At 68.1% G+C, this 11,974-nt stretch carries 13 protein-coding genes; 3 read left to right on the top strand and 10 right to left on the bottom strand.

All coding sequences use genetic code 11. From position 1 onward, the window contains the following. Positions 1–12: 12 nt before the first annotated feature. Both secD and yajC read right to left on the bottom strand, forming a co-directional pair. Entirely contained in the window at positions 13–1,611 is a 1,599-nt protein-coding gene (secD, locus tag Q0V34_RS04295; RefSeq protein WP_297508228.1) for a protein translocase subunit SecD, read from the bottom strand. Positions 1,612–1,669: 58 nt separating this feature from the next. Then, the gene (gene yajC / locus Q0V34_RS04290) at positions 1,670–1,981 is read right to left on the bottom strand and encodes a preprotein translocase subunit YajC (RefSeq protein ID WP_297508225.1); all 312 of its coding nucleotides are present in this window, start codon (positions 1,979–1,981) and stop codon (positions 1,670–1,672) included. Between the two features lie 118 nt (positions 1,982–2,099). On the opposite strand from yajC, the gene Q0V34_RS04285 reads away from it, so the two are divergent. After that, complete coding sequence (locus Q0V34_RS04285) at positions 2,100–2,933, top strand: ATP-binding protein (protein ID WP_297508222.1); 834 nt, start codon at positions 2,100–2,102, stop codon at positions 2,931–2,933. Positions 2,934–3,108: 175 nt separating this feature from the next. On the opposite strand, the gene Q0V34_RS04280 is transcribed toward Q0V34_RS04285, so the two are convergent. From Q0V34_RS04280 to serS, 4 genes are all read right to left on the bottom strand, one after another. Next, entirely contained in the window at positions 3,109–4,983 is a 1,875-nt protein-coding gene (locus tag Q0V34_RS04280) for a LysM peptidoglycan-binding domain-containing protein (RefSeq protein ID WP_297508219.1), read from the bottom strand. A 92-nt stretch (positions 4,984–5,075) separates the two neighbouring features. Next, positions 5,076–5,744, bottom strand: a complete 669-nt coding sequence (locus tag Q0V34_RS04275) for a protein-L-isoaspartate(D-aspartate) O-methyltransferase (protein WP_297508216.1) — start codon at positions 5,742–5,744, stop codon at positions 5,076–5,078. After that, positions 5,741–6,538: a 5'/3'-nucleotidase SurE gene (gene surE, locus Q0V34_RS04270; RefSeq protein ID WP_297508213.1), complete on the bottom strand. Its 798-nt coding sequence runs from the start codon at positions 6,536–6,538 to the stop codon at positions 5,741–5,743. Before surE ends, Q0V34_RS04275 begins: the two co-directional genes overlap by 4 nt. Positions 6,539–6,700: 162 nt before the next feature. Continuing rightward, complete coding sequence (gene serS / locus Q0V34_RS04265) at positions 6,701–7,996, bottom strand: serine--tRNA ligase (RefSeq protein ID WP_297508210.1); 1,296 nt, start codon at positions 7,994–7,996, stop codon at positions 6,701–6,703. A 384-nt stretch (positions 7,997–8,380) separates the two neighbouring features. On the opposite strand from serS, the gene Q0V34_RS04260 reads away from it, so the two are divergent. Continuing rightward, positions 8,381–8,845, top strand: coding sequence for a hypothetical protein (locus tag Q0V34_RS04260; RefSeq protein WP_297508207.1), 465 nt, complete (start codon positions 8,381–8,383; stop codon positions 8,843–8,845). Between the two features lie 193 nt (positions 8,846–9,038). Here Q0V34_RS04260 and tatC read toward each other — a convergent pair whose 3' ends face one another. The 3 genes from tatC to tatA all read right to left on the bottom strand — a co-directional run bounded on the left by tatC (position 9,039) and on the right by tatA (position 10,839). Next, positions 9,039–9,941 carry a twin-arginine translocase subunit TatC gene (gene tatC, locus Q0V34_RS04255; protein ID WP_297508204.1) on the bottom strand — a complete coding sequence of 301 codons (903 nt, stop codon included), beginning with the start codon at positions 9,939–9,941 and terminating at the stop codon, positions 9,039–9,041. After that, positions 9,938–10,528: a Sec-independent protein translocase protein TatB gene (gene tatB, locus Q0V34_RS04250; RefSeq protein ID WP_297508201.1), complete on the bottom strand. Its 591-nt coding sequence runs from the start codon at positions 10,526–10,528 to the stop codon at positions 9,938–9,940. Before tatB ends, tatC begins: the two co-directional genes overlap by 4 nt. 86 nt (positions 10,529–10,614) lie before the next feature. Further along, positions 10,615–10,839 carry a twin-arginine translocase TatA/TatE family subunit gene (gene tatA, locus Q0V34_RS04245; RefSeq protein ID WP_297508198.1) on the bottom strand — a complete coding sequence of 75 codons (225 nt, stop codon included), beginning with the start codon at positions 10,837–10,839 and terminating at the stop codon, positions 10,615–10,617. Between the two features lie 255 nt (positions 10,840–11,094). Between tatA and Q0V34_RS04240 the strand changes: the two genes are divergently transcribed. Next, a complete protein-coding gene (locus Q0V34_RS04240) occupies positions 11,095–11,406 on the top strand; it encodes a hypothetical protein (RefSeq protein WP_297508196.1) in 312 nt (103 codons plus the stop codon). Between the two features lie 55 nt (positions 11,407–11,461). Here the strand turns inward: Q0V34_RS04240 and coaD are convergent, their stop codons facing one another. Continuing rightward, positions 11,462–11,953 (bottom strand): pantetheine-phosphate adenylyltransferase, encoded by a 492-nt coding sequence (coaD, locus tag Q0V34_RS04235; protein WP_297508193.1) that lies wholly within the window; start codon positions 11,951–11,953, stop codon positions 11,462–11,464. Between the last annotated feature and the right edge of the window lie 21 nt (positions 11,954–11,974).

The following is an 11,974-nucleotide window of genomic DNA, read 5'->3' as shown; positions in this document are numbered from 1 at the left end:
CGGTCGGGTCTCCTATGCGATCGGCAGCTTCTTCGGCTTGGTGGCCTTGAACCACCAGCCGATGAGCACTTGGGTGATGAAGATGGCGGTGAACAGCGAGGTGAACACGCCGATCACCAGGGTCCAGGCGAAGCCCTTCACCGGGCCCGAGCCGAAGCCGAACATGATCATGCCCGAGATCAGGCTGGTGATGTTGGCGTCCAGGATCGAGGTCATGGCCAGCTTGTAGCCGTGGTCGGCCGCCGCCATCGGCGTGCGGCCGGCATTGGCCTCGTCGCGCATCCGCTCGTAGATCAGCACGTTGGCGTCGACGGCGACGGCCAAGGTCAGGATCAGGCCGGCGATGCCCGGGAAGGTCAGGGTCGCCTGGGTCAGCGACATGATGCCGATGATCAGCAGCACGTTGACCACCAGGGCGATGGCCGCGAAGCCGCCGAACAGGCCGTAGGCCAGGATCACGAACACGAACATCGCCGCCGCGCCGATGGCCAGCGAGATGGAGCCCGCCTTCACGGCGTCGGCGCCGAGCTCGGCGGTCACGGTGCGTTGGTCTTCCACGTTCAGCGGCGCGGGCAGCGCGCCCGAGCGCAGCAGCAGGGCCAGTTCGTTGGCGCTCTCGGCGGTGAAGTTGCCCTGGATGATGCCGCTGCCGCCGGGGATCGGGCCGTTGATCACCGGCGCCGACAGCACCTTGCCGTCCAGGACGATGGCGAACTTCTTGCCGACATTACGCGTGGTGGCGTCGGCGAACTTGCGCGACCCCGCGCCATTGAAGGCGAAGCCCACGGCCGGACGGCCATTCTGATCGAAGGTCTGGTTGGCGTTGGTGAGCTCCTCGCCCGAAACCACGGCCCGCTTCTTCAGCACGTAGTAAGGCGCGTACTGGTCCTCGCTCTTCATCAGCACCGAGCCCGGCGGGATGCGCCCGGCCTGGATGTCTTCGGGCGTGACCGTCTCGTCGACCATCTGGAAGGTCAGCTTGGCGGTCTTGCCGATCACGGCGCGGAGCTTGCCCGGATCGCTTTCGCCGGGCGCCTGGATCATGATCCGATCGGCGCCCTGGCGGTTGATCGACGGCTCCTTCGTGCCCAGGCTGTCGATACGGCGACGGATCGTCTCGATCGACTGCTCGACGGCCTTGGCGGAATCCGCGCGCTGAGCCTCGGGGACGAAGCGGATTTCGATCCGGCTGTCGCCCTTGCCGTCCACCGCCACGTCCTTGCCGCCGATCGCGCCGGCCAGCGGCGCGCCGAGGTTCTTGCGCAGAAGGTTCAAGGCGGCGTTGTAGCGGGCCGGGTCACCAATGCGGACGCCGATGATCTCGCCCTGCTGCGACAACTCGCCGAACGGGATCTGCTCGGTGCGCAGTTGGGTGCGCACGTCTTCCGTCAGATTGGCCAGGCGCTCGCGGTGCAGCGCCTCGGTGTCGACCGAATAGAGCAGGTAGGACCCGCCCTGCAGATCGAGACCAAGGTTCAGCTTCTGGTGCGGCAGGAAGCCGGGCAGCGCGTCCAGCGTCTTCTGCGGCAGCACGTTGGGCAGCGAGAACAGGATGCCGAAGACCACCGACAGCGTGACGGCGATGATCTTCCAGCGGGATAGGGTCAGCATTGGATCCGTGACTTTCAGGCGACGTCGCTAGAACGCCCGTCGAAGGGTTCTGAGCGCCTTAGCTCTTGGCGTCGTTGGCGGCGGCCGGGTCGCCCTTGGCCCGGACCTCGGTGATCATGCCCTTCAGCACCTTCACGGTGACGCCCTGGGCGATCTCGACGCCGACTTCCTTTTCCTCGACGCGGACGATCTTGCCCAGCACGCCCGACGACAGCACGACGCTGTCGTTGCGCTTCAGGTTGGCGAGCATCGCCTGATGCTCCTTCTGACGCTTCTGCTGCGGGCGGATCAGCATGAAGTAGAACAGCACGACCATCAGCACGATGGGCAGCATGTTCATCAGGGTCGCCACGTTGGAACCGGTCGGCATGGTCTCTCCAAGAAATTCGGTTAGGCGCGCCGCCTGACATAGGGTCGCGCCAAGTCGGCGGAAGCTATGCGTTCGCCTTCCCTTTTGCAATGCGAGCGCGCGGGAGTAAGGAGCGGGCATGACCGACGCGCCCCTGCTCGCCCGCATCGCCGACGCCCTCGAGCGCCTGGCCCCGCCCCCGCCCGCCGCCCCGGACTTCGCCGGCGCGCGCCTGTTCCGGCATGAGCCGGCCAGCGGCGCCTTCGTCCCGGCCGGCGATTTTCCCCTCGGCCTGGACCTGCTGGTCGGGATCGAGCGGCAGAAGGATCGCTTCGTCGAGAACCTGCGCCGGTTCGCGGTGGGCCTGCCCTGTAACCACGTGCTGCTGTGGGGCGTGCGCGGCACGGGCAAGAGCTCGCTGACCAAGGCCGCCTTCGTCGCCGTGGCCGACGACTTCCCCGCCCTGAAGCTGATCGAGGTCGATCGCGACGAGGTCGCGGCCCTGCCGCCGCTGTTCGATCTTCTGCGCGCCCGCGACGAGCGGTTCGTGGTGCTGTGCGACGACCTGTCGTTCGAGGACGGGGCCGCGGCGGCCAAGGCCCTGAAGTCGGCGCTGGAGGGTGGCGTCTCGGGTCCGCCGGAGAACGTGCTGTTCGTGGCCACGTCCAACCGCCGTCACCTGATGCCCCGCGACCATGTCGAGCGCCAGGGCGCCATCGCCGCCGCCGAGAACGCCGAGGAGGAGATGAGCGTCTCCGACCGCTTCGGCCTGTGGATCGGCTTCCCGCCGATGGACCAGGACACCTATCTGGCCGTCGTGCGCGGCTATGCCGACCGCTTCGGCCTGGCCGCGCCAGACCTCGACCGCCGCGCCCTGCAATGGTCGCAACTGCGCGGCGCGCGGTCGGGCCGCGTCGCCTGGCAGTTCGTGCGGGACCTGGCGGGCGAGTTGGGGGTCAAGCTGCCGGCCTAGTTTCCTCGTCATCCCGCGACGTGGTCGCGGGACCCATCTTTCCGCCGCATGTGAAGCGACGGACGATCCCCTCACGTGTAAGCCGCCCCATGGGTCCCGCGCATGAAGCGCGGGATGACGCGGGGATGGGATCAGCCGAGAAAAAAGCCCGCCTCTTTCGAAGCGGGCCTCTGTCTTACTTGGGCAGCACCAGGGCCGGGTCGACCGGCTTGGCCTTGTCCTTGACAGTGGGGGCGTAGCGCATCTCGAAGTGCAGCTTGGTCTCGTTGGCCCCGCCGGTGGAGCCGACGGCGCCGATCTGCTCGCCCTGCCGCACCTGCTGGCGCATCTTCACATTGATGCTGGACAGGTGGGCATAGGCCGTCACCCATCCGTCGGCGTGCTTGACGAGCACGAGATTGCCGAACATCGGAACCTGGTTGCCGGCATAGGCCACCTCGCCGTCGGCGGACGACAGGACCGGCGCGCCCTGCGGCGCGCGGATGTCGAGACCGTCGTTGCGCTGGCCCGCGCCCTTCACCCCGAAGTCCGAGATGATCTCGCCCCGAACCGGCCAGGCGAACTTGCCCTTGCCCGAGGCGATGATCTCGGCCTCGGTCGGCGCGGCGCTGCTCTCGATGATCGGCCGCGAGCCGGTCGAGGGCGAGACGGGCTGGGCGGCGACCGGCGCGCTCGGACGGGGATAGCTGTTGCCGCTCGGCGCATAGGGCACGGGGCCGCCCGGGTTGGCGGGCGGCGTATAGGCCGGGCGAGACGGCGCCGACGTGGGAGTCTCGACCTTGGCGTAGCTGTTCTGGGTCTCGGTCGGTCGGGCCGCCGCCACCGAGGTGGTGACACGGATCGGCCCCTTGTCCTTGTAGCCCTCCGGCAGGCGGATCTTCTGGCCCTTCTTGATCGCCGCCGTGGCGCGCAGGCCGTTCTCGGCGGCCAGCGACTTGACGCTGACATTGAAGCGCTTGGCGATCTCGGTGAGGTTGTCGCCGGTCTGGGCGACATAGGCCTTGCGGTCGCTGGGCGGCCCCTTGATCTTCTGGCCCGGCCGCAGCGGCTTGGTGGCCTTGATGTTGTTGTCGTCGGCCAGGTCGCCGACGCTGACGTCGAACTTGCGGGCGATCGAGCTCAGGGTGTCGCCCGAGCGCACGGTGTGGATCGGGCGCGGACCGTCGACCGTGATCACCGAGCCGGTGACGCTGAGCGTGGTGGTGCTCGTCACGGCCGGCTCGGCGGCGCTCGTGGCGACGGGCTGACGGCTCGCGCGCGAGGGCGCGGCGGTCGGGCGGCTGGGCGCCGCCGTCGGCGCGGGTTCGGCTTCGGCAGTCTGGGAGCCCGGCGCGCTGGCCAGCACCTGGGTGGTCTTGATCGGACCCTTGTCCTTGAAGCCTTCCGGCAGGATCAGCTTCTCGCCCTTCTTGATCGCCGCCCCGGCCTTCAGGCCGTTCTCCTCGGCCAGGGCCGCGGCGGTGACGTTGAAGCGCTTGGCGATGGCGAACATCGTGTCGCCCGTCTGGACGACATAGGCCTTCTGGTCGTCCTTGGGCGGGCCCTTGATCTTCTGGCCAAGCTTCAGGTGGTACGGGGCCTTGAGCTTGTTCAGCTCGACGAGCTCGGCGCGGGTCGAGCCCATGCCGCGCGCGATGGCGTCCAGCGCGTCGCCCGACTCGACGACGTGCAGCTGCGCCTTGCCGGGCACATTCACCAGCGGACCGGTGACGGTGGTGGTGACGACGGTCTTCGGCGGCGCGGGGCGGACCGCCGTCTGCGCGGTCGGCGCGGCGCGGACGGGCGCGGGCGGCGGAAGCTCGGTCTGGGCGATCGCCGGGGGCGCGTTCTGGATCGGAACCGGGCGCGGCAGGGTTTCCGGCGCGCTCGGCGCGGTCGAAATCGTCTCCGACGCCGGCGCCGTCGATGGGGTCGCGGGCTGGGCCGGCGGCTGGGTGATCGGGAAGTTCGGCGTGAAGCGCTGGCCCGCCGCCCGCGCGCTCTCGGCATGGGCGCCGAGCGTTCCAGCCGTCAGGGCGATCACCGCCGCGCGCGTCCACAACTGCCTCATAGCCTCTCCTTTCCCGTCGGGGCCTCCACAGGGCTCCGCCAGGGTAAACCAACCTTTAACATCGAGAGCGCGAAACGCCGCGCTCCCCAGACTCATTGATCCTTCGCCACCCCGGCCAGCAGCGGCACGAAGCGCACGTCGCAAAGGATCTCCACGCGGAAGCCCCCCTTGCCGTCGCCGGCATAGCGGCGAAGGCTCTGTACAGGCCCCTTGCCCACCGGCGCGACCAGCACGCCGTTGGGCTTCAGCTGCGATAGCAGCCGCTTGGGATCATCTTCCGCCGCCGCCGTGACCATAATGCGGTCGAACGGCGCCTGCTCGGCCCAGCCCTCGCCGCCATCGCCGAACTTGGTGATGACATTGGTCAGGCCCAGGGCCTGAAAGCGGCCCTCGGCCTCCTTCATCAGGGTGCGATAGCGCTCGATCGTGTAGACGAGGCGGGAGACCTTGCTGAGGATCGTGGTCTGATAGCCCGAGCCGGTGCCGATCTCCAGCACCCGCGAGCGCGGCTCGACCGTCAGGGCCTGGGTCATCAGGCCGACGATGAACGGCTGACTGATGGTCTGGCCGCAGGCGATCGGCAGGGCCGAGTCCTCCCACGAGCGGTCCTTGAACAGATCGGGCGTGAAGAGATCGCGCGGCGTGGTCTCGATCGCCTTCAGCACCTGGGGATCGGTGACGCCTTGCTCGCGCAGCGCCTGCATCAGGCGCGGCAGGTCGGCCTTGGCCTCCTGGGCGGCCTTGGTCGTCCGACCGCTCATGCGCCCACCTTCGGCGCGGGCGGCGCGCCGCCCAGGACGCCCTTCAGCTTATGGACGGTCTCGTGGTGCGTCAGGTCGATGTGCAACGGGGTGACCGAGATGCGGCCGTCATAGACCGCGCGCAGGTCGGTGCCCTCGGCGGGCTCGGAGGCCTTGGCCGAGAAGCCCATCCAGTAATAGTCGCGGCCGCGCAGGTCGGTGCGCTTTTCCATCTTGCGCAGCAGGCCGTCGCGGAAGCCCTGACGGGTCACCTCCACCGCCTTGATCGCCTCGGGCGGCAAAGCGGGGAAGTTGACGTTCATCACCACGTCGGCGGGCCAGCCCACCTCCAGCAGCCGCCGGATGATCCCGGGGCCGAAATGCTCGGCGGTTTCCCAGTGGACCACCACCTCGTCGTGGAAGAAGTTCAAGGTCTGGGACAGGGCGATCGCCGGAATGCCGTGGGCCATGCCCTCGATGGCGCCGGCGACCGTGCCCGACAGGGTCACGTCCTCGGCCAGGTTCTGGCCGCGATTGACGCCGGACAGCACCAGATCCGGCGACTTGCCGTCGTCGATCAGCTGCTGCACGGCCATCATCACGCAGTCGGTCGGCGTGCCCTCGACGGCGAAGCGGCGCGGCTCCAGCCGGCGCACGCGGATCGGGTCGGACAGGGTCAGGGCGCGGCTGGCGCCGGACTGCTCGTACTCCGGCGCGCAGATCCAGACATCGTCGGTCAGGGCGCGGGCGATCCGCTCCAGGCTCGCGAGGCCGGGGGCGTGGATGCCGTCGTCGTTGGTGAGGAGGATGCGCATCGCTCTAGCCCTCCCCCTCGATGGGGGAGGGTTGGGTGGGGGTGAGGCGGCCGCCGACGATCAGCGGCGTCAGCCCGCCAGCCACGGAGAGGCTGAGAGGCCGAGACACCCCCATCCCTACCCTTCCCCCATCAAGGGGGAAGGAATGCTTCTGAACGCGCCTCACCCCTCGCCCCCGATGTGCGTCAGCCCGCCCATGTAAGGCCGCAGCGCCGCCGGGATGTGGATGCGGCCGCCCTCGTCCTGATAGTTCTCGAGCACCGCCACCAGGGTGCGGCCGACGGCCAGGCCCGAGCCGTTCAGGGTGTGGACGAAGTGGCCGCCCTTCTCGCCGGCCTTGCGGTAGCGGGCGTCCATGCGGCGGGCCTGGAAGTCGCCGCAGTTCGAGCACGAGCTGATCTCGCGGTACATGTCCTGCGACGGCAGCCAGACCTCGAGGTCATAGGTCTTCCTCGCGCCAAAGCCCATGTCGCCGGTGCACAGCAGCATGGTGCGGAACGGCAGCTCCAGCTTCTTCAGCACGGCTTCCGCGCACTCGACCATGCGCTGGTGCTCGGCCTCGGACTGGTCGGGGGTGGTGATCGAGACCAGCTCGACCTTGTAGAACTGGTGCTGGCGGATCATGCCGCGCGTGTCGCGCCCCGCCGAGCCGGCCTCGGCCCGGAACGACGGCGTCAGGGCCGTCAGGCGCATCGGCAGCTCTTCCTCGGCGACGAGCTGCTCGCGGACGATGTTGGTCAGGGATACTTCGGCCGTGGGGATCAGCCAACGGTCGTCGTCGGTGTGAAACAGGTCCTCGGCGAACTTCGGAAGCTGTCCCGTCCCGTAGAGCGCCTCATCGCGCACCAGCAGCGGTGGGCTGACCTCCGTGTAGCCATGCTCGACCGTCTGCAGGTCCAGCATGAACTGGCCGATCGCGCGCTCCAGGCGGGCGATCTCCTTCTTGAGCACCACGAAGCGCGCGCCGCTCATGCGGGCGGCGGCTTCGAAGTCCATGCCGCCGAGGGCCGCGCCGAGGTCGACGTGGTCCTTGGGCTTGTTCAGCTTGCCGGCCGGCAGGGCCTGGGCGTCGCCCCAGCGGCGCTGCTCGACATTGCCGTGCTCGTCCTCGCCCTGGGGAACCTCCGGCGCGGGGATATTGGGCAGGCTGGCCAAGAGGTCCTTCAGCTTGCCGCCGACCAGGTCCTGTTCTTCCGAGGCCGTCGCCATGACGCCCTTCAGCGCCTCGACCTCGGCCATCAGGCGCTGGGCCTCGGCCTCGTCCTTCTTGGCCTTGGCCATGCCGATCAGCTTGGAGCTTTCGTTGCGCTTGGCCTGGGCTTCCTGCAACGCCGTCTGGGCCGCGCGTAGCTGGGCGTCGAGCTTGACGGCCTCGGCGGCCGCGCCCGACCGGCCCTTGGCCGACCAGTGGCGGTCGAAGGCTTCGGGATTGTCGCGAATGGCCTTGATGTCGTGCATCGAACGCAAGCTCGGGAGAGAGGCGATGGAGAAACGCCCTCTCTAAGGCGCGTCGGCGGGGGCGCCAAGCGTTCCGGGCGACGAGGCCGCCGCTCAACGGCTTCGTGATCCGCGACCGCGCCCTCGCCCCTTGCGCGACATTGCGCCAAACACCGATTTTCGGGAACGTGCGACCGCATGTCGCAGGCCAGACGGCGAGGGATTCCGCGTTTTCCCGGCCCGCGGCACGAACAATCCCCCTGTTAACGGAAATTATCCGCGCTTTGTCATCGGGACTTAATCCCCGGCGCGGATAAGCGCGCCTCGTTTTTCAGTACGCGTTTTCTCCGCCCCACGGCCCTCCTCCCCCGGCCCTTTCGATCATTCAAGGGATTTGATCCGATCATGAAGACGTTCGCCGCTTTCGCCGCCCTGACCCTCGCCGCCGTCGTCGCCGCTCCGGCCGGCGCCAAGACTACCGAAGAAGTCCGCGTCTCGATCACGGGCAAGACCTCGGTCCAGATCGAAAACGAGATCAAGGCCGCCGCCGACAGCGTCTGCGCCGCCGGCGCCAAGGTCGCCGCTCAGGACTGCGTCGACACCGCGCTGATGAGCGCTCACCGCCAGCTGGCGATGATCCTGCGCGCCCGCGACGCCGGCAAGGCGCTGAAGGCCGAGACCGTCTCGGTCGTCCGCATCTCGCTGAAGGGCAAGACGCTGGACCAGATCCACAGCGAAATCCGCACCGCGGCCACGACGGTCTGCCGCGCCCAGCCGAACTTCAGCGCCATCAGCTATCAGGCCTGCGTCGCCGACACCGTCCGCGCCGCCAAGGCCCAGCTGACCGCGCGCAACGGCGCCGCCGCCTAACAGCTCTCCCACGTCTCCCGACCGAAAACGAAAAGCCCCGCGACTCCCGTCGCGGGGCCTTTTTCGTGTTCCCCTCCCCTTGATGGGCGGAGGCAGGGGTGGGGTGAGCATGGCGGTGGACGCCGGACGCCTAGGCCAGCTCAGCGTTCACCCCCATCCCTACCCTTCCCCCATCAAGGGGGAAGGGTATTTCCTACACCGACACGATGTCCCGGCCGGCTTCCTCGTCTTCCTTCTTGCGCCGGCGTTCGATCAGCCACACGCACCAGATCGAGACCTCGTAGAGCAGGCACAGCGGCACCGCGAGGGTGATCTGGCTGATCGGGTCGGGCGGGGTGACGATGGCGGCGATCACGAAGACCGCGACGATGGCGTAGCGCCGGCCGGCCCGCAGCATCTTGGAATCGACCAGGCCCGCCAGGCCGGCGAGGGACAGCACCACGGGCAGCTGGAAGCTGAGGCCGAAGGCCAGGAGCAAGGTCGTGACGAGCGTCAGATATTCCGAGACCCGTGTCTGCAGGACGACCTTGACCCCATCTCCGACGATCTGCTGGCTCAGCGAGAACCACAGCACGAACGGCAGCATCACGTAATAGACCAGCGACGCGCCCAGCAGGAACAGCACCGGCGAGGCGATCAGGAACGGCAGGAACGCGTTGCGCTCCTTCTTGTAGAGACCGGGCGCGACGAAGCGGTAGAGCTGCCAGGCGATCACCGGGAAGGCCAGGACGATCGCGGCGAAGGCCGACAGCTTGATGTTGGTGAAGAACTGCTCCAGCGGCGCGGTGGCCTGCAGGGTGATGTTCTGCAACGCGCCCGCGGGCACCTTCTTGAAGCCGGTCAGGGCCAAAACGAGGTCGAACGAGCCGTGATGGCCGCCCGCGTCCTGCACCGCCTTCAGCCCCTCGGCCACGGTGAACGGCCGCACCAGGAACAGGAAGATCGGCTTGATGAAGGCGAAGCAGATCCCGAACGCCACGGCGATGGCGCCGACGCAGACGATCAGGCGCATGCGCAGCTCGATCAGGTGATCCAGCAGCGGCGCGCGGGAGGCTTCGATCTCCTCCTCGGGGTCGTATCCGATGGCCTTGCTCACGAGACGATATCCGAGGCGGTCGAGCCGCCGGCCTTGGCGGCGCGCTTACGCGGCGCGCGCACGGCCTTGGGGGCCTCGACGGTGATGTCCTTCTTGGCCGAGGTCTTGCGCGGCGCCTTGGCCGCCTCGACCCCGGCGGTCTCGCTCGCGGCCTTCTTGCGCGGCGCGCGCTTGGGCTTTTCGACGATCTCGACGGCGGGCGTCGGCGCGGGCTCGGGCGGCAGGATCGTGTTGTGGACCTCGCCGCCGGCATAGGGATGCATCTGGGTCGCGCCGCTGGACAGCGACGCGTCGATGTCAGTGAAGACCTGGTCGACATGGTTGCTGGAGGCCGCCTCGACCGTCGGCTGAAGCGGGTGAGCGAACTGGCCGGCGCGCATGGCTTCGACCTCGCGGCGCAGCTCGTCCAGCTCGGACTGGCGGGCCATCTCGTCGAAGCTGGCGCGGAATTCCGAGGCCATGCCGCGCATCTTGCCGACGAACTGGCCAAGCTTGCGCAGCAGGACCGGCAAGTCCTTGGGACCGACCACGATCAGGGCGACGGCGGCGATGACGAGGAGTTCTGTGCCGCCGATATCAGGAAGCATGGACGCGCCTTAGAGCGGCGGGGCCCAGGGGCCCTCCGCGAGGTTGGACCGTCGCACGCGGGGAACCGCTCCCCGCGCGCCGTGACTTACGACTTGCGGAGCTCTTCCGTCTCGGCCTCGGTGCGCGGCAGGGCGCCCTTGGCCTTGTTGTCGGCGACTTCGCTGCTGGTGTCGTCCTTCAGGCCGTCCTTGAACGCCCGAATGCCCTTGGCCGCGTCGCCCATGATGCCCGACAGCTTGCCGCGACCGCCGAACAGCAGCAGCACCACGACGGCGACGATGATCCAGTGGATAGGACCGAGACTTCCCATACCTAAGACTCCTTGCGACAGCGCCCTGTAGCCGCTGCGACGCGTCGTTACAACATGCCGGGCAATATAGGCGCTCGCGGGGCGCGGGGCCACGGCGCGCGCGCCAGGAAGACCGCGGCAAGTTCTGCAGGGTCAAGTCGGCCGCCTGCCCCCGCCTTTTCGCGGCCGGACGATCCAAGCCCCTGTAAAGCTTCACTTCCCGTTTTGGCGTGCTTCTTGCCTACCCCGGCGCAACCCACGGTTCGGGAGCGCGTCATGTCCATTTCATCCATCGGTTCGACGGCCGGCGTTAGCCTCTATGCGGGTCTCACGGCCGGCAAGACATCTTCCGTCGACGAGCCGTCGGCCAAGGACGAATTCCTCAAATACCAGACCATGTCGCCCGCTCAGAAGATGCGGGCGATGATGCTGGCCAAGCTCGGCCTCAAGGAAGAAGACGTCAAGGCGATGCCGCCGGAGAAGCGCAAGCAGGTCGAGGACAAGCTGAAAGACATGATCAAGCAGCAGGTCCAGAACGCCCCGGACCGAAAGGGCCAGACGGGCCTGGTGGCCAACATCCTCGCCTAGACCGAGCGGGTGTCGCGGTTAGCGCGTCAAGCGACCCAACCGCTGTCCAGCGGCGTCAGCCTCGGCCGACCTTGGCCAGCAGTTGCTCCTTGACGCCCGCCGGCACGAACTTGCTGATGTCGCCGCCCAGCGTGGCGATCTCCTTGACCAGCCGCGAGGCGATCGCCTGATGGCGCGGATCGGCCATCAGGAAGACGGTCTCGATCTCGCGGTCCAGCTGCTGGTTCATCGCGGTCATCTGGAACTCGTATTCGAAGTCGGCCACGGCCCGCAGGCCCCGCACGATCATCTGGGCGTTCACGTCGCGCGCGAAGTGCATCAAGAGGCTCTCGAACGGCCGCACCTCGATCTGGGCGATCTTGGTCAGGTGCGCGGTTTCCCGCTCCAGGATCTCGACCCGCTCTTCCAGCGAGAACAACGGCCCCTTGCCGATGTTGATCGCCACGCCGATCACCAGCTTGTCGACCAGCTTCACCGCTCGACCGATGATGTCGAGATGGCCGTTGGTGACCGGGTCGAAGGTTCCCGGATAAAGCCCGACCCGCATGCAGCCCCCTGTCCTTGAGGG

This window comes from uncultured Caulobacter sp. (assembly GCF_947036865.1).
GTDB lineage: Bacteria > Pseudomonadota > Alphaproteobacteria > Caulobacterales > Caulobacteraceae > Caulobacter.
Note: the sequence above shows the minus strand (reverse complement) of the source record. Positions and strands in the feature narration are given on the sequence as shown.

What these genes read in the sequence shown, in the direction of transcription:
- Q0V34_RS04260 (WP_297508207.1), top strand. Translation starts at nt 8,381, where the DNA reads ATGAAGACGTTCGCCGCTTTCGCCGCCCTGACCCTCGCCGCCGTCGTC.
- Q0V34_RS04285 (WP_297508222.1), top strand. Translation starts at nt 2,100, where the DNA reads ATGACCGACGCGCCCCTGCTCGCCCGCATCGCCGACGCCCTCGAGCGC.
- Q0V34_RS04240 (WP_297508196.1), top strand. Translation starts at nt 11,095, where the DNA reads ATGTCCATTTCATCCATCGGTTCGACGGCCGGCGTTAGCCTCTATGCG.
- serS (WP_297508210.1), bottom strand. Translation starts at nt 7,996, where the DNA reads ATGCACGACATCAAGGCCATTCGCGACAATCCCGAAGCCTTCGACCGC.
- Q0V34_RS04280 (WP_297508219.1), bottom strand. Translation starts at nt 4,983, where the DNA reads ATGAGGCAGTTGTGGACGCGCGCGGCGGTGATCGCCCTGACGGCTGGA.
- tatB (WP_297508201.1), bottom strand. Translation starts at nt 10,528, where the DNA reads ATGCTTCCTGATATCGGCGGCACAGAACTCCTCGTCATCGCCGCCGTC.
- coaD (WP_297508193.1), bottom strand. Translation starts at nt 11,953, where the DNA reads ATGCGGGTCGGGCTTTATCCGGGAACCTTCGACCCGGTCACCAACGGC.
- tatA (WP_297508198.1), bottom strand. Translation starts at nt 10,839, where the DNA reads ATGGGAAGTCTCGGTCCTATCCACTGGATCATCGTCGCCGTCGTGGTG.
- yajC (WP_297508225.1), bottom strand. Translation starts at nt 1,981, where the DNA reads ATGCCGACCGGTTCCAACGTGGCGACCCTGATGAACATGCTGCCCATC.
- secD (WP_297508228.1), bottom strand. Translation starts at nt 1,611, where the DNA reads ATGCTGACCCTATCCCGCTGGAAGATCATCGCCGTCACGCTGTCGGTG.
- surE (WP_297508213.1), bottom strand. Translation starts at nt 6,538, where the DNA reads ATGCGCATCCTCCTCACCAACGACGACGGCATCCACGCCCCCGGCCTC.
- Q0V34_RS04275 (WP_297508216.1), bottom strand. Translation starts at nt 5,744, where the DNA reads ATGAGCGGTCGGACGACCAAGGCCGCCCAGGAGGCCAAGGCCGACCTG.